General features: G+C 48.2%; 10 protein-coding genes. 2 read left to right on the top strand and 8 right to left on the bottom strand.

The annotated features are described in order from the left end of the window. Nucleotides 1-2 precede the first annotated feature (2 nt). Nucleotides 3-1,172 carry a CmpA/NrtA family ABC transporter substrate-binding protein gene (locus tag ACO0LG_RS19815; RefSeq protein ID WP_423029501.1) on the bottom strand — a complete coding sequence of 390 codons (1,170 nt, stop codon included), beginning with the start codon at nucleotides 1,170-1,172 and terminating at the stop codon, nucleotides 3-5. Between the two features lie 512 nt (nucleotides 1,173-1,684). Beyond that, a complete protein-coding gene (locus ACO0LG_RS19810) occupies nucleotides 1,685-2,353 on the bottom strand; it encodes an ANTAR domain-containing response regulator (RefSeq protein ID WP_423029500.1) in 669 nt (222 codons plus the stop codon). A 144-nt stretch (nucleotides 2,354-2,497) separates the two neighbouring features. Between ACO0LG_RS19810 and tsaD the strand changes: the two genes are divergently transcribed. After that, nucleotides 2,498-3,526, top strand: a complete 1,029-nt coding sequence (gene tsaD, locus ACO0LG_RS19805; RefSeq protein WP_423029280.1) for a tRNA (adenosine(37)-N6)-threonylcarbamoyltransferase complex transferase subunit TsaD — start codon at nucleotides 2,498-2,500, stop codon at nucleotides 3,524-3,526. A gap of 17 nt (nucleotides 3,527-3,543) precedes the next feature. On the opposite strand, the gene ACO0LG_RS19800 is transcribed toward tsaD, so the two are convergent. The 6 genes from ACO0LG_RS19800 to ACO0LG_RS19775 form a co-directional block, all read right to left on the bottom strand. Next, a complete protein-coding gene (locus ACO0LG_RS19800; protein ID WP_423029279.1) occupies nucleotides 3,544-4,005 on the bottom strand; it encodes a cache domain-containing protein in 462 nt (153 codons plus the stop codon). A gap of 96 nt (nucleotides 4,006-4,101) precedes the next feature. Then, on the bottom strand, nucleotides 4,102-4,755 hold the full coding sequence (gene plsY, locus ACO0LG_RS19795; RefSeq protein ID WP_423029278.1) for a glycerol-3-phosphate 1-O-acyltransferase PlsY: 654 nt from the start codon (nucleotides 4,753-4,755) through the stop codon (nucleotides 4,102-4,104). Between the two features lie 87 nt (nucleotides 4,756-4,842). Continuing rightward, the gene (ybaK, locus tag ACO0LG_RS19790) at nucleotides 4,843-5,334 is read right to left on the bottom strand and encodes a Cys-tRNA(Pro) deacylase (protein WP_423029277.1); all 492 of its coding nucleotides are present in this window, start codon (nucleotides 5,332-5,334) and stop codon (nucleotides 4,843-4,845) included. Nucleotides 5,335-5,504: 170 nt separating this feature from the next. Further along, nucleotides 5,505-7,505 carry a S9 family peptidase gene (locus ACO0LG_RS19785; RefSeq protein ID WP_423029276.1) on the bottom strand — a complete coding sequence of 667 codons (2,001 nt, stop codon included), beginning with the start codon at nucleotides 7,503-7,505 and terminating at the stop codon, nucleotides 5,505-5,507. Between the two features lie 124 nt (nucleotides 7,506-7,629). After that, complete coding sequence (locus ACO0LG_RS19780; protein ID WP_423029275.1) at nucleotides 7,630-10,380, bottom strand: TonB-dependent receptor; 2,751 nt, start codon at nucleotides 10,378-10,380, stop codon at nucleotides 7,630-7,632. 573 nt (nucleotides 10,381-10,953) lie between these two features. After that, nucleotides 10,954-13,599, bottom strand: coding sequence for a zinc-dependent metalloprotease (locus tag ACO0LG_RS19775; protein ID WP_423029274.1), 2,646 nt, complete (start codon nucleotides 13,597-13,599; stop codon nucleotides 10,954-10,956). 600 nt (nucleotides 13,600-14,199) lie between these two features. On the opposite strand from ACO0LG_RS19775, the gene ACO0LG_RS19770 reads away from it, so the two are divergent. Beyond that, entirely contained in the window at nucleotides 14,200-17,088 is a 2,889-nt protein-coding gene (locus ACO0LG_RS19770) for a TonB-dependent receptor domain-containing protein (protein WP_423029273.1), read from the top strand. Nucleotides 17,089-17,103 lie beyond the last annotated feature (15 nt).

Here is a 17,103-nt window from a genome sequence, read left to right as displayed (position 1 = left end):
CCTTAAGCCTTGATTTTGAAAGAAGCTGCATAGGCAGCAGGGTTCTTGCCATCCCAGACGGTACCGTCCATGAGCTTGCTGCTGCGCATAATATCTTTGGGAACGGATACCTTGGCCATGGTCGCAGCATCCTTGTAGATATCAATGCGATTGACGGCTTTTGCTACTGCCAGATAATCGGGGTCAGTCTTTAGCAAACCCCAGCGCCTGTGCTGGGTCAGGAACCACATGCCATCTGACAGGTAAGGGAAATTCACTGCACCATCGTTAAAGAATTTCATGTAGTTGGGATCGTCCCAGGTCTTGCCGAGGCCATTTTGATAGCGTCCCAAAATACGTTGATTGATGACATCAACCGAGGTATTGACATAGGACTTATCAGCAATGGTTTCTGCCATTTTGGTCTTGTTGGACAAGGAGGCATCTATCCAGCGGCTGGCATCGAGGATCGCAGCTATCATGGCACGCGCCGTGTTGGGATATTTCTGTACGAATTCAGACGTGGTACCCAATACTTTTTCCGGATGATCTTTCCAGATGTCTTGTGTGGTTGCCGCAGTGATGCCTATGCCATCGGCAATCGCCCTGTGGTTCCAGGGTTCACCTACGCAATAGCCATCCATATTACCGACCCGCATATTTGCCACCATCTGTGGTGGTGGTACGGTAATGACCTTGGCATCTTTCATGGGGTTGATGCCATGTGCAGCCAGCCAGTAATACAGCCACATCGCATGAGTGCCGGTAGGAAAAGTCTGGGCGAAAGTATATTCACGCTTATCAGTCTGCATGAGCTTGGCCAGGCCGGCGCCATCTACTGCGCCCTTCTCTGCCAGCTTCTTCGACAAAGTAATGGCCTGGCCGTTATTGTTCAGCGTCATCAACACGGCCATGTCTTTTTTATTCCCGCCTACGCCGAGTTGCACGCCATAGATCAGGCCATACAGCACATGCGCGGCATCCAGCTCGCCATTGACGAGTTTGTCACGCACGCTGGCCCAGGAGGATTCTTTACTTGGGATAATTTTGATGCCGTATTTTTTATCAAAGCCTAGCACTGACGCCATCACCACAGAAGCACAATCAGTCAGAGGGATGAAGCCTATGTGTACTTCTTCTTTTTCTGGCTTGTCTGATCCCGCTGCCCATACCCCACCTGTACTCAAGCCCATGATGCCCGCTCCACTTGCCAGTGCAGCAGTTTGCAAGAAACTGCGACGTTTGAAATTAGGTTCATTTTCTTCCTGCGTCTTGATGAGGTTGTTAGAAGATTCCTGATTTGACATGTCTGCACTCCAGCTAAATTAATTTCTATTAAGACTTACGCAAAACCGCCCTGGCTGCGTTGTTAGCTCCTCGCCGTACGTAAAGTACTGTCTTCGTCGCTACGCCTTGCCAGGACAATTTTGCGTAAGTCCCGTCGATAATAAAAAAGGTGTCGTTCCACCACGGATAAACCGGATGGAAAGACACCTTTGTCTTGTGAGGTAACCGCCGTTAGTCAGACTCACATTTTTCTTAAGCACCAGCTTTGGCACATTCTTTTGCTACAGCAATTGCCGTGCCAGCTCAAATTAAAGGCCTTAGCTCCTCATGCCAATACTGTGAAGCGAAATCCTCTTAAAAATACCAGTTGCTGCGCACTCAAATGACGCAACGCACCATTTGCATGCACAAGCTTGGCTCAGCCACCGAGCAAATCCGCCACATCCAGCATGCGCTGCGCCAGATCCACCAGCTTCAGGTTCTTTTCCATGGCTTGCTTGCGCATTTTTTGATAAGCCTCGTTTTCTGAAAGATGATGGCGCTCCATCAGCAGCCCCTTGGCACGTTCTATGACTTTGCGTTCTTGCAGCTTGGCCTTGGTATCGGACAATTCACTACGCAGCTTTTGATCAGCATTGAAACGCGCCATGGCAACGTCGAGCACAGGCTTGATGCGCTCAGACTGCAAACCGGCAACCACATAGGCCGAGACCCCAGCTTCCATGGCGGCAGCCATGTTCGACTGGTTGCCATCTTCAGTAAAGAAAACGATGGGGCGAGGTGCATCACGGGTCAGCATCACCATGTGCTCCAGCACATCACGCGAGTCAGATTCAGCATCAATAATGATCATGTCTGGCTGCAACTGGGCGATGCGCTCGCTCATGTAGATGTCGCCAGGAATAACAGCAATGATGTTATAACCCGCTTGCAGCAAACCTATACGCAAGGCGCGTGAGCGGGCCAATTGTGCCTGGGCGTGTTCCTGCAACTCGTCTTCACGCTGGATGACCGTGTTCACCACCACAATCCGCAGACTGGATGATACTGGTGTTGCCGCTTCGTCAGTATTCGCTTTGCCGCGCATTGATGGCCTATGCCAGATATAATTACGTTTACCAGTGATAGCAAGAATCACACCAATCCCTGTGCTGGAAGACAAGCGGCCAATCACTTGCATTCTTGCCATGCCTATGTCATTCGCTTGCTTTTTCCTTACTTAGAAACAGATATGATAGTTCTCGGCGTTGAATCCTCCTGTGACGAAACCGGTCTTGCCTTGTATGACACAGAGCGCGGTCTGCTTGCCCATGCCCTGCATTCGCAAATCGCCATGCATCAGGAATATGGCGGTGTTGTGCCAGAGCTGGCTTCACGCGACCATATACGCCGCGTCCTGCCCTTGCTGACAGAAGTGCTGAGTAAGTCAGAAATAGACAAACAAGCCATTGATGCGATTGCCTATACCCAGGGTCCTGGACTCGCTGGTGCCTTGCTGGTGGGTGCCTCGGTCGCCTGCGGCCTCGCTATGGCGCTGGATAAGCCCGTATTGGGTGTTCATCATCTGGAAGGTCATCTATTGTCCCCCTTACTGGCCAGCCAACCGCCGGAATTCCCCTTCATCGCCCTGCTGGTCTCTGGCGGGCATACACAATTAATGCGTGTCGATGGCGTCGGTCGTTATCAGTTACTGGGAGAAACCCTGGATGATGCTGCTGGTGAAGCCTTTGACAAGTCAGCAAAACTGCTTGGCCTGTCTTATCCCGGTGGGCCTGCTATCTCGCGCATGGCAGAGTTTGGTGACCCAGCAGCCTATCAGTTTCCACGCCCGATGCTGCATTCCAAGGACTTGAACTTCAGTTTCTCTGGCTTGAAAACAGCGGTACTGACGGTTGTTAAAAACCACCCTGTAAATATCTGTGAGCAGGACAAGGCAAATATTGCCCGTGGTTTTGTCGATGCCATCGTCGCCGTGCTGACCGCCAAGTGCGTCACGGCGATGAAGGAAAGTGGCATGAAGCGTCTGGTGATTGCCGGTGGTGTCGGTGCCAACCAGCAGTTACGTGCATCCCTGAATGCCGCAGCGGCAAAGAAGCGTTTTCAGGTGTATTACCCCGAACTGGAATTCTGTACAGACAATGGCGCAATGATCGCCTTTGCCGGTGCGATGCGTCTCAAAAACAATCCCGGCCTGGCGACCAGGGATTACGGTTTCAATGTGAAGCCGCGCTGGCCTTTGCAAGAATTGATTGCCGCCTGATTTTATCCACAGCAGCGCTATTTATAGATACCGCAGCCGACGATCACACTCTCGAATTTCTCCACATCCATGGACTTGGGTTCAATCTGCTTGGTCTTAGGGTTGACGAATTTATAATCCTGCCAGGCTTTGCCCTTGGCTTTGACCAGCTCTATACGCTCGCGTATAAAAAATTTGCCATCGACATCAGTGAGGTCAAACATCTCCTTGCCTACCATCTTGGGATTCAGGTGGGCGAGATTTTTGCCATTCATGTCATAGACAACGACATATAAGTCACGGTCCTGGTACTGACCATCGCGCTTGTTGATCTCGGCTACAGTCGCCTCGACACCATGCTTTTTCATCGCATCAATGGCTTTTTGCACCATGGCCTTGGCCTCATTGGCATTGCCATGCTCTGCTGCCAGGGCCGGAAAATTCATCAAGCCCAGAATGAACAAGCCTGCCATCCCGTGTTTCACAAATCGCGTCAGCATAAGCAAACCCCTCATTTATGAATAAAAAAGCTCGGCGCTTTTTAAGCATAAATGAGGGGTAGCGAATAATCTAGATTTATTTACAATATTTAAGACTTATTTTTTCTTGTCTCGCTTTTTATCTTCTTTTTTGTCTTCTTTCACTGCTGCCTTCTTGCTACCCAGGCGGCTTTCCTTGCCTGCGATCAGGTTCGCGATATTCTGACTATGGCGATACACCAGCAAGGCACTCATGATAGCAATCGCCAGCATTTTGACATCCGGGCCAAACAGCAAGCCATAATAAAAAGGCGCAAATATCGCCGCTACCAGGGCTGCCAGTGAAGAATAACGAAAGGCAACCGCCACCATCAGCCAGCTCACCAGCGTTGCCACACCCAGCCAGATATCGATACCGATCAATATACCAGCTGCCGTCGCCACGCCTTTGCCGCCAACGAACTTGAAAAACACGGGCCACAAATGGCCGATGAACACTGCCAGGGCAACAATGGCAACGCCGGTGTCGCCAAGATCAAACTGATCCTGATAGCGGATTGCCAGCCATACCGCCAACCAGCCTTTGAAGGCATCGCCCAACAGCGTCAACACCGCCGCGGCCTTGTTCCCGCTACGCAGTACATTGGTCGCTCCCGGGTTTTTGGAGCCATACGTGCGCGGATCAGCCAGGCCAAATAATTTACTGACCACCACTGCAAACGACAGTGAACCGATCAGGTAGGCGGCAACTGCCGCCAGCATAGTATTCATCTTATTCCTTCATTTCTTTAAGCTTCGCAAGTATAAGCCAGGCCAGTAGCAGAATCAGCTACCCTGGCAAAATTCTTGAAACTGGATTCATTCGTCGAGCGCACAATCGACTGACCGTGCGTGCAACAGACTTTCCAGCAAGCCGGGAGCGATACCTATCAGATAACCACGCTGGCCACCATTGATATAAATCTTTGGCAGCGCCAGTATGCTGCGCTCTACATAAACAGGCATGGCCTTTTTAGTGCCAAAGGGGGATGTGCCACCCACTAGGTAGCCCGAATGCTTTTGCGCATTTTCAGGCTTGCAGGGTTCGACTGACTTGCAGCCTACCTGCCGGGCCAGGTTTTTGGTAGAAACCTTTTTGTCACCATGCATGAGCACGATCATGGGCTTGGCAGCGTCATCTTGCATGACCAGGGTTTTCACGACGTGGTGCTCATCCACACCGAGTTCACGGGCAGAAACTGAAGTGCCACCATGTTCTTCATACGCATACGGGTGCTCAGTAAATTCCGCCTTGTGCTTGCGCAGCAACTGGGTTGCCTGGGTGACTGATACATGTTCTTTCTTGGCCAAATTACACTCTCAAAAACAGGATTTGCAAAATAGATGGCTGTCATGCCGCTGCAAATTATAGCCTTCGATTGAGAACTTGCATAATTTAGCCGCTGACCAATGCGGAATAAAAAAAACCGGCAGGCGAACTTGCCGGTTTCACACTGCGTCAGTATTACTTTACTAAGTGCTTATTGCTTTTTGGCTGCGGGAGAATCGTCGCCGATATATTTGTTGATGAAATTCAGGACGGCCTCACCCCATTTGATATTGTTACTTTCCTTTGACCAGCCATGTCCTTCGCCAGTAAAGACCATCCATTCCACGGTATTACCTTTCGCTTTCAATTTATCGCGCATTTTTTCACCGTGAATCAAAGGTACCCGGATATCTTCGCTACCGTATGCCATCAAGACAGGAGCCTTGATCCTGTCAGCATTTTCTATCGCAGATACTTTACGGAAATAAGCATCATCGGTTTTAGGGTCACCATGCATTTTCGCACCTATATTATCCATATAAGGACCGGACATATCCGACCAATTAACAGTGAATAACATCTTGACGTCAGTCACACCCACCCAGTTAACACCGCATTTGTACAGGTCAGGGTCTTTCACCAAACCGTACATGGTGGCATAACCGCCATAGCTGGCACCAATGATACAGACACGGTTCTTGTCGACAATACCTTGCTTGACCAGATTTTCAATCCCGTCCGTAATATCATCCTGCATGGTCAGGCCCCATTGTTTCCAGCCAGCAGTATGATGTTTCCAGCCAAAGCCTGTGGACATACGGAATTGCGGTTGCAATACAGCGTAGCCACGGGACGCCAGCATTTGCGTCATTGGGTCGTAGCCATTGTGGTCCCGCGCATGTGGCCCGCCATGAATATATGCCACCAAAGGCAGATTTTTTGCGGATGTACCCTCAGGCAAAGTCAGGTATGCGGGGATATTCAAACCATCCCGGGCCTGGTAGTTGATGATTTTCTGCTCTGATAGTTTTTTGCCCTCCAATTCTGGCTTGACGACGTAGACAGGTTCCATGACTTTTTTATCGGTATCATAAAAATAGACAGCACCGACATTTTTGTCACTCCGGGCAAAGACAACAACATTTTTCCCGTTCCACTGGAAAGAAACTTCTTGCCCGGGAAAGCTGGCTTTTAACGTTGCCTGCATTTTGGCGTAGTCATCATCGAAGAAAATTGTTTCCGGCTGCATGCCGTCAACAGTTACACCTATGAGTTTTTTGCGCAGGCGATCCATCGCCAGGTCTGCCACATCGACATCAGGATGATCAGCAATAATTTCACCTGCTGCCTGTTTGTCAAAGTCCCAGATATGCACAGCCATCTTGTCGCGACCATTAAAACGGCCCGCTACCAGTAAGGTTTTGTTATCGAAGTCAAAACCCAAAGGATGCATTTCCTTGCCTTCATCCATATATGCCTGATGAATGACTTTCCAGGGAGTGCCCTCGCCATCGCGGTAATATATGGTCTGCTTGATCCGTTTATTGTCGGGATCGACATTGGCTGAGACACCAACACGTATCACATTATTATGATCCAGTATCCAGTCACCTATCTTTCCAGGATTATCAAAAGTCAGGAGCTTGGTTCTGCCGGATACCGTATCAAGACGCAATACATCAGACGCACCCAATTGGACATCCCGGCCGCGCTGGTTATTGACAACAATCAAGTCATTAGTACCGTCAAAAGTACGTGACAATACCGAGAAAGGTTTATAAGCTACATTACCACCTCTGGCTTCTTTTCTGGTGGGTACCAACTTACGGAAGCTGGTACCGTCACTATTCACCGCAAAAAGTCCGCCGCCATCATTGTCTTCCTGTACAACATCGCTGCCACGGCTCAGGCTGAATACAAGTCGCTTGTCATTGACCCATTGAGGAGCAACAATATCAAAATCCGGATCAGATGCGATCACTTTTGGCTGGCGAGAATCAAGACGGATGATGGCCAACACAAAACGCCCATTTCTTGGGGTCACGACGGCCATGCTTTGTCCATCAGGGGACAGCACTGGACGACCACCAAATTGCGCTTTCTTGAAAAAATCTGCTACAGGAATGGATTTATCTGCGTAGGCCGGCAAACTCATTGCACCTGCCACGCACAATATGCTGGCAAGTACGGTCTTACAAAATTGTTTCTTCACGACTTATCTCCCTCAGAAGAATTTGTTTTTATCAATTTGATTTTTATCGTCAAGCGTCAGAAAATAACGCTTAGAAAAAATAAATGCCGGAATCAATGATTCCGGCATTTATCAGTTCACCACATTACTTGAACTTGTAAGAAGCAGAGATTTGGAAGTAACGGCCAACAACATCATGCAAGTTGGTGATTGCTGCAACTGCCTGGGCGGAGGTTGCACTTGGCGCAAACGGAGGCATGCGGTCAAATACGTTCCTGACTGCAAAGCTCAATTTCAGATCCTTCATCAAGCCAGAATAGCTGCCACCAAGATTAAACGTTGTGAAAGATGGGATATCTTTACACAGGTTGGCATAACCCTGAGTTTCAAATACGCATGGCTGAGTGAAATCACCATTGGACGACATGTGTCCGATATGCACTGCATCAAGAGACAGTTTCCAGGCTGCTTTTTCCCATGCCACACCGGCAGTTGCCTGCACACGTGGCTGACCACGGGAACCAGCATACTCAATTGCTTCAGTTTCTGGTGAAGGTGCAGATTTATAGGAATGGTTATAAGTCACTTTGAAGTTAGGATTCAGACGACCATACTCACCCAGGTTAAAATTACCATTGACATCCAGATCAACGCCACGGACTTGCGTCGTTGCAACGTTCGTCAGCAATAATCTCAGGTTGGTGATTTCACCAGCGGTAGCACCAGCCGCTTTATCAGCGGCAGTCAAAGGATCACGAGTGATCACAGCGGCGGGGTTGCCTGCATAACGGCCAGGATTTGCCAGAACTGTGGTCAGATCAAATGTGGAAATTTCATCCTTGCGCTTGATTTGCCAGAAATCCAGGCTCGCATTCAACCATGTCGTTGGCTCCCATACCAGGCCCAGTGTAAAGCTGTTTGCTGTCTCTGGCTTCAAGCCAGGATTGGAACCACTTTCGTAGGCACTACTCCATTGGCAGCCGTTCTTGAATTGATCGTTACAGCGATCAGGATCACGATAAGACAGGAAAGCCTTCAAAATCTGGGTAGAGTTTTCTACCAGAGTCGGCGCACGGAAACCGGTTGCATAGGTACCGCGGACCATCAGTGTTGAATGTGCATTCCATTTCAAGCCGACTTTTGGGGTCGTGGAATTACCATAATCGGAGTAACGGTCATAACGTGCGGCGACCTGACCTTCCAGTGTTTTGAAGATAGGTATAGACAACTCAGCATAAGTGGATGCAATATTGCGGCCACGTTTGTAACCAGGCTGCGACTGGGCGCGGTGATATAACTCACCATCTATCGACAATTGAGAAGGATTGACTTCCAGTGTTTCGCGGCGCGCTTCAACGCCGATAGCGATAGACAATGGACCAGCTGGCAATTGCATCAATTCGCCAGACACTTTGCCATCCCACATATACATGCCAGACTTGAAGCTGTCGGCAGAGTCAGTCACGATATTTTTGTAAAGCTCGGCGTTTTGTGCCGAGCTGCCGAACAGGAAAGTACCGTTGTTATAGGCAGCGATAAATGGCTTGGCCAGCAAACCTGCGGTCGCCTTGGATTCTACTTTACTGGTGTTAAACATCAGCGCAGATTCCCAGTCCCAGTTAGCGTAAGTACCTTTCAAGCCAGCAAGATAACGTCCAAAATCAGTCGTATTCTCCAGACCCTGACCTGGGAAGTCTTTCAGGGATGCGCGAACACGGACAGTGCCGTTACCGCCAGCCAGCGTTTTACCTGTAACAGGGTCAATCAACTCTTTAGGGTATTGTGGATGCGTGATTGGCAAAGCACCGGTGTCAAGACCATTCTGACCTGCAAACCAGTGAGGCAAACCGGTAACACTCGCTTTATTCTGGTTGTACATTATTTCAGCAAATGCAGTCGTATCAGCATTGATTTGCCATGTACCACGGCTGGTCAGACCAACACGGTCAGTTTTACCGCCAGAGTTGACTGATGCATCTTTCAAATCATCAAATACGCAGGCGTTGCCAAGTGTACCGGCCCCAAAGAAAGTATCGGCTGGAACCAGACTATTGGCCGGGCAATTCTTGTCCAGAGTTTGGGAAACAAATTTACCAGTTGCTTTGTCAGTCCAGTAGATATTACCTGGGAAGGTATACAAAGAGCGATTGTCTTTGTAACCATACGGTCGCAGGTCCTCTGTACTCAGATAACCATCACGCTTGCTGATGAACATAGGCTTACGCTGACGGATATCGAGAGTCGCGTAGACATTATAGTGATCTTCCACCAGGCTACCGAAACCATAACTCAGGGAAGTACGCACTTCTTCGCCATCATGCCTTTGCGACTGTCCAAGTGAGCCTGTGATCTCTGCGCCCTGATAATTGTCGCGCAAAATAATGTTGACCACACCGGCCATCGCTTCAGAACCATAAATGGCTGACGCGCCATCTTTCAATATCTCAATACGCTCAACTGCACCGATAGGGACAGAATTCAAATCGACGAATGTGGTTTGATACTCAGGCTGAGCATAGGCGGCCAGACGTCGACCATTAATCAGCACCAATGTTGCCTGGCTACCGATGCCACGGAGATTCAGGCCTGATGCACCGGCAGTGAAGCCATTGGTACGATTTTCATCAATACCACCTGTATTGGAAGAAATTGTTTTCAGTACATCTGTCAGGGAAGTTGCGCCACCACGAGCGATTTCATCGCGACTGATCACTTGTACCGGCGACGCTGTTTCGTAGTTGATACGTTTAATTTTTGAACCAGTCACTTCCACTTTCTGGACTTTTTCTACTTTCTTTTCATCCTCTGGTGGGGTTGTTACCTGTGCTAATACACCGGTGGCAATGGAGAACAGTCCTATGCTGGACATTGCAAATGCGAGACGACTCAGCTTCATGAATTACCTTTCTGTTTTAATTTTCTAATTGCTAGCGCGTACTTCCCAAAACATCAACGCATCATTTTTGCTCGAATTTAATTCGGTGAAGCCGTCATTGTCTCCTCTGGAAAATGACAGTCCCCCTTTACTTCACCGGACAAATTACTTGCAAAAACATAATGTTCTGCGAAAGAACAATGATTATGAACTGTTACATAATGTGACTTACTTAGTTTTTTCTTATTAGCTTTATGCAAAAATCCGCATATTTCCCGGATTTGGAAATATTGTTTTTGATATCTCGATAATTTTTGGGTTTTTCGTGGAATTTTCTTCTTTCCCAAAATTATGTTTTTAAAAATTAAACTTTATATAATATTCAAAATATATTTAGGGCTGTTGTTTTTTTGAGTAAGCTTATAATTTCCGTTGATTCAGGACCAACTTCCTGCAACATCGACAAATGTGATTAACTCTCGCCATCAATAAAAAACCCCGCGCAAAGCACGGGGTTTCGAGGTTAAAGCTGATTTTTAAAGAAAGTCCATCAGTCCCAGTCAATCAGTAGGAATTTTTATAAAGAAGATCCGATTACACGCCTGCCCTCACCAATGACGCCTTCAACACTTCATTCAGGGTCGCCAGGCTCTCAGACAAATGTGCACGGGATTCCGGGCTCATAGGTTTGCCTACTGCACCACGAATGGCCACCAGCAACTGGTTCGCCTGCTCTCTTTGCAAACTGCGGGCATCCGCAGGTGCAGTGGCAGACGGTTTCAGCAAGGCATTCGACAAACGCTTCAGGTGTTCACGTTGCAGGTTACGGCGAGCCGAACTGATATCTGTACCACTTGCCAGCTCACTCCAGATATTCGACTGCAGGTTTCCATACAGCTCATGCAGGGACAATACCTTTTTAGGGTCGCGCAATTTCTCTGCATTATTGAGCATGCGTTGTGCCACCAGATCCGACATCAACTGATCCAGAGCCCCAGTTTGCAGGCTCAGCAAACGTGCAGATATGGACACATCATTGCGGCTGGCTCGCTGGAAGTGGTCCACACCCAAACGACTCAGGAGTTCTGGAGTAAATACAAAACTTTTGGCCGTGAACAGACTGTCAGAGACCAATTTCAAGGCCTGACGCTGACGCTCTACCGCGATAGGCGTGAAAGTGGCACGACCAGTACCGGCATGGTCACGCAAGAAAGTGGTGCCGCCAACATATTTCGTCGCCAGCGGCACGGTGCGGGCAAACTGGCCAAAGCCGTATTCAAAACTGCGACGCAGGGTTTCATAGCTGTCGCCTGTTTTTAACTGGCGGGTTTGCAGCCTATCCCACAATTCGCGTGAAATCGTCAAACGTTTTTGTATATAGAGCAGCGGATCAGAGCCCAGATCAAAAACGTTGACATCAGGATCAGAAACCAAATTACCTGCAGAATCTTCATCCGTACCATATGCCAGCAATGGCTCGGTAGAGCGTGAAGCAATACGGGTCAGCTCATCTTTTTCCTTGTCGGCATCGATAGGCTTGTAAGCATATTCGATTGCCCAGTAATCATAAGGGCCAAGCGAAGACATGACGTATTCGCCTTGAGGTTCGCCTTTGGTCGCCAGATTGAAAGGCACATAGTCCATGACGGACCCAGCCATCCCATTGACCTTGGTGAACGCCGGGTCTTGCAATTGCTTCAGGGTATAGATGGTGGAAGAACGGAAGTTATGACGCAAGCCCAGAGTGTGACCAATTTCATGCATGATGACGTCTTTGACATAGGCTTGTGCAAGTGCTTCTGCTTTCGGGCTATCCATGTCAATTTCACCACGGGCATCCAACAAGTCCATGGCGAAACCCATTTCCATCGATGCTTCGTGGGCAAAATTGCAGTCACCCTGGGTATGCAGCGCATGTGTCTGTGCATCTTCACCTATCATGCGGCGGGCACCGCGGGCAAACACATCTGACATACCGATATCGGCGTCCAGGATTTCTCCGCTGCGGTCATCAACACGAGAAGGACCAATAGCAAAGCCAACGTCTGCACCAACAAACCAGCGTATGGAGGCATGACGTGAATCCATGGTGTCAAAAGCGTCTTTTTCAGTTTGCTGTTTGACGACCACAGCGTTTTTGAAGCCTATCTTTTCAAAAGCCTTGTTCCACTCAAGCACGCCTTCAGTAATCGAATTGCGATATTTCTCTGGCACGTTCTTGTCCAGCCAATAGACGATAGGCTGTTTTGGCTCCGACAAGGCAGCAGCCGGGTCTTGCTTTTCGAGACGCCAGCGATTCACGTAATAACGCGAAGTCTTGGGCTTGAGGTCCTCGGTGAAATCGTAGCTGGTCGTGACAAAGTGCCCCAGCCTGTCATCTGCCAGGCGTGGTCGCATGGCTTCAGTCGGTAAAGCAGAAAAGTTAAAGTAAAACCCGACAAAGAAGCTGCGCGGATCAGGCGTCGTTTGTGGTGGCGTAGGCAATGCCACTGGTGGCGGCACCAATGGTGAAGCAGCAATACGTGGCGTTGCAAAATGGGCATTCACAAACAAACCAGCCAAAGACTCATCTACATTGAGCTTGCCAAAGCTGGTGTTGGTCTTATCCAGTATATACATGGTACGGTAGGCATATTCCAGACTCGTCGAATAGCCGGGAATATCATTGAACAGCAGAGCACTGGCATCGACCAGTATGCCTTTCGAATCTGAATTGGGTGTACTCAACACGCTGGCGCTGGCCAGCAGACTATCCGAAAACGCCTGGGAAACTGCGAGCGCCTGTGGCGTGCCAGGAGTGGCATAAAACTGGGTATTCTTGGCCAGCAACTGTACTTGATTACCAATTTTCTTGAACACGGCCTGATAACCACGCCCCATCTGGCTACCATACAAGCCACGCTCACCTATGCTATTTGGGATGTTGTAAGTAAACAAGAATGGCTTGTCGAATTGTTCGGGGCGAATTTCCAGCCAGACTTTGTCGTCTTTCTGATACAAATTAAAAAACCCCTTGAGCTCTTTGGCGTCTTTGATAACATCCTTAAAAGGGCGCAATCCAACAGAAGGCGCGACTGCTGGTGCAGGTGCAACAGCCGGTGTTGCTGCCGGCGTGCCGTTTGCAACAGGCGCGGCGATTGGCGTCGCAGGAGGTGTCTGGGCAAGAGCTGCCTCACTCAATGCACATAACAAAAGGAGTAAGGTCTTTTTCTTAAAATGTACTTCTTTTGACAATTTCATGTTTTTTCCTAGTTAGATAAATTGGCCGCAAACTACTCACTGAGCAGTGATTTGCTAAGTTCATAGACCTTGTTTCTCGTTACAAGTTCTTACATATCGCAGGAACTTATTAGCAGGCCAGATTTTTACAGAAATTCGCGAATTTGAAAATTTTTTCGCATTTCTTAGGTTTATATTAAACAGGCAAATACCAGCAAATCCATCATATTTTCTGAAAACTGATGACTTTTCCCAGTTTTTATAAGCTTATAACTGGAATTTATATAAAAATAAATGGATTTTCAAAAAGGTACTAAAAATTCATTTTCATGAAAAATTAGAAATTAAATTTTCATTTCCTGTCGTTGTCAAACAACAATCCCACAAAAAAAAGTAACAAATGCTTTCCCGGAAAGGTATTTTATTTACATAATAAAGTTCTGTTTGATTCATTGCCTTTCACTTCCCGCACGCATTTATAAAGAGGATGGATTTGGCAGCATTTCATCAGGCAGCAGCACAGAACTGTTTTCAAATTTACAAAATTTTTGAACTAAACCTGTCTGCCAAACGGATCCGGCACCCGATTGCATCTGGTCTATCAACAAAGAGGGAACAATAATGATATTTAAAGAAAAAATAGGCGTGCAGTCCGTGCGCCTGGCGCTCAGCGTATTTGCTGGCTCCATGTTGATCGGGGGTTATGCCCACGCTCAGACTGAAGCACCACAACGCATTGAAATTACCGGCTCGAACATCAAACGTGCCGATAAAGAAGGTACATCACCAGTACAAACCATCACTGCTAAAGAAATCAGGCAAAGTGGTGCGACAACGGTATTGGAATTATTAAAACAGGTTCCCTCCATGGGTACAGGCGGCTACAACGACACGCCTGACCAGAATGGTTTTTCTCGCGGTGTAGCAACAGCATCCCTGCGCGGCTTGGGTTCCACATCCACACTGATACTGTTGAACGGTCGTCGCATGGCACCATCTGCTTATGCAAATCCGAACAATGGTCAATCAACACTGTATGACCTGAACTCCCTGCCTCTTTCCGCAATTGAAAAAATAGAAATTTTCAAAGACGGTGCATCTGCAGTGTACGGTTCTGACGCGGTTGCTGGCGTTATTAACTTTATCACCAAGCGTGATTATCAAGGTGGTGAAATCGCCACGAACATCAGCGCCAACGATGACCGTGAATTCGGCCGTCAAAATGTCAATGGTACTATCGGTTTTGGTGACTTCGCGTCGCAAGGCTACAACGTTCTGTTTGCTGTTGATTACAAAAAACAAAATGCAACAACCGTTCAAAACGGTTCAAATGACATTGAAGCCAAGCTGTACTCCGACATTAACTTCCGTCTGAATCCGTACAGCAGCAGTGTGTCAAATCAGGCATTCTTCTACAAAGAACGTACCCCAGGCGCACTGTCCTTCTTTACGACAGGTGCAACGGTCATCAATCAGACCAATTGTGATCCTTCACGCCTCATCGTTGGTGGTGCTCAGAACAATATTGCGTCTAGCAGCGTTTTGTTTGGCCGCACGTTCTGTAACTACAATGCCGACGCATTTACAGATGTACAGAGCAAAGGTGATGACGTCAATTTCATGACTGTAGGCAACCTGAAAATCAACGACAAACTGTCCGGCTTCGCTGAATTTGCTTATTCTGATACCAAGCGCATCTATCGTTCGCCAGCGCGTACTATCAGTGGCACCTCACCAACGACCAACTTCCTGGTTGGTGGTCTGGCTGCGCCATTCCAGGCTATCTTGCCTATCGGTCATCCAGACAATCCAAACAAGGACGCGCGCACAGCCGTTTCTTATCGTTTTGAAAACCTGAATACAGGTACTGATCTCGATAACAAAGGTTACCGCTTGCTTGCAGGTTTAAAAGGTACGGTATCGACTTGGGATTGGGAATCTGCAGTTTTGTGGAATCGTTCAAAACGCTCGGAAATTTCTCATGGCTTCCTGTATTTACCAACACTGCGCAAGCTGATCACGGACAACCGTTCGCTGGCATCTATCGCTGCTGATCCTACTCTCAGCCCTGACCTGACTAATATCGGTACTTCCGAGATTACTCAATGGGATGGCAAGGCTACAACTGAGTTTGGCTCACTCGGCGGCGGCGCTATTGGCTTTGCAGCTGGTTTTGAGTTCCGTCAGGAAAAACTGGCTATCGATCCAGACCCTATCAATGCCCGTGGTGACATTCTGGGTCTGACAACGACTGCAATTGATTCCAAACGCAACGTATCTTCCGCATTTGTTGAATTCCGTACTCCATTCTTCAAGAATTTTGAAATGGATTTCGCTGGCCGTTACGACAAATACGAGAAAATCAAAGGCAATTTTGTACCAAAAGTCGGTGCAAAATGGACAGTATCTGATGGCCTCGCGTTCCGTGGTACTTACGCAGAAGCCTTCCGTGCTCCTGGCTTGTCTCAAACAGCAGCTGGTGGTGCACAGTTTTTCCTGAACGGTACAGTTGATCCTGTCCGCTGCCCGAATGGTACGAATCCTGCAGTCGGTGCAGAACCAGCAGACTGTTCCAAGAGCGTTTCCGGTGTAGGTGGTGCCAATCCTGATCTGAAACCAGAAAAATCCAAGAGCTACTCCCTGGGGTTGATCTACTCCCCAACCAGCAGCTTCGACGTACTTCTGGATATCTACAAACTGCGTCAGGAAGGCTCCGTTGTTCTGAGTAGTTCCACATTCTTGCTGGAACACCCAGGCAACTTCCCTGCTGACTACATTCTGCGCGATACCAATCCGCTGAATCTGTTGAAAGATGCCAACGGTAATCCTATCCCAGGTACAGGTCCATTGCTGGCTGTTAAAACACCATGGATCAACCAGGGCGCAACAGAAACCAGCGGTGCAGATCTCGAAGTGAAAATGCGTAACAACCTCGGTGAAAATGGCAAGCTGACATCTTCCCTGCGTGGTACTTACCTGTTCTCCTATCGCCGTGCTGAAACAACTGGTGATCTGGAAAGAAATGCTGTTGGTACATCTGGTGGTTTGAATGACTGGGCTACATCTGTCGGCAATATCCCACGTATCCGTGCAACATTCAGCAGTTCATGGGAAAAAGGCCCGCACATTGTATACGGTTCCATTCGTTATACAGACAGCGTGAACTACTATCGCCGTTACGATGGCACTACGACTTATGCAACACCATATTGCTACTATGGTGCAGGTGTTCCAGCCGGAGCAACAACGACCTTTGTAAGCCAACCTAACTACACCAAGTACTTCCCAGATTGCCAACTGCCAAGCTGGACAACTGTAGATTTGGGCTACTCTTACTCTGGTATCAAAAACCTGACATTGGGTCTGAACATCAAAAATATTTTTGATTCCAAAGCGCCATATGCAGCTGGCACTAACACCAGTACAACTGTTCAACAAGGTTACGATACAACCTTGCATAACAACACTGGCCGTTATTTCACACTGTCAGCAAGATACGTTTTCCGTTGATCGGTTGACGTAGTG

It is taken from the genome of Undibacterium sp. Ji42W (genome assembly GCF_049340405.1).
In the GTDB taxonomy this organism is placed as follows: domain Bacteria; phylum Pseudomonadota; class Gammaproteobacteria; order Burkholderiales; family Burkholderiaceae_D; genus Undibacterium.
Note: the sequence above shows the minus strand (reverse complement) of the source record. Positions and strands in the feature narration are given on the sequence as shown.

Bases quoted from the DNA above. Each gene is read 5' to 3' on its own strand.
- ACO0LG_RS19815 (WP_423029501.1), bottom strand. From the start codon at position 1,172: ATGGGCTTGAGTACAGGTGGGGTATGGGCAGCGGGATCAGACAAGCCA.
- ACO0LG_RS19810 (WP_423029500.1), bottom strand. From the start codon at position 2,353: ATGCGCGGCAAAGCGAATACTGACGAAGCGGCAACACCAGTATCATCC.
- tsaD (WP_423029280.1), top strand. From the start codon at position 2,498: ATGATAGTTCTCGGCGTTGAATCCTCCTGTGACGAAACCGGTCTTGCC.
- ACO0LG_RS19800 (WP_423029279.1), bottom strand. From the start codon at position 4,005: ATGCTGACGCGATTTGTGAAACACGGGATGGCAGGCTTGTTCATTCTG.
- plsY (WP_423029278.1), bottom strand. From the start codon at position 4,755: ATGAATACTATGCTGGCGGCAGTTGCCGCCTACCTGATCGGTTCACTG.
- ACO0LG_RS19780 (WP_423029275.1), bottom strand. From the start codon at position 10,380: ATGAAGCTGAGTCGTCTCGCATTTGCAATGTCCAGCATAGGACTGTTC.
- ACO0LG_RS19775 (WP_423029274.1), bottom strand. From the start codon at position 13,599: ATGAAATTGTCAAAAGAAGTACATTTTAAGAAAAAGACCTTACTCCTT.
- ACO0LG_RS19770 (WP_423029273.1), top strand. From the start codon at position 14,200: ATGATATTTAAAGAAAAAATAGGCGTGCAGTCCGTGCGCCTGGCGCTC.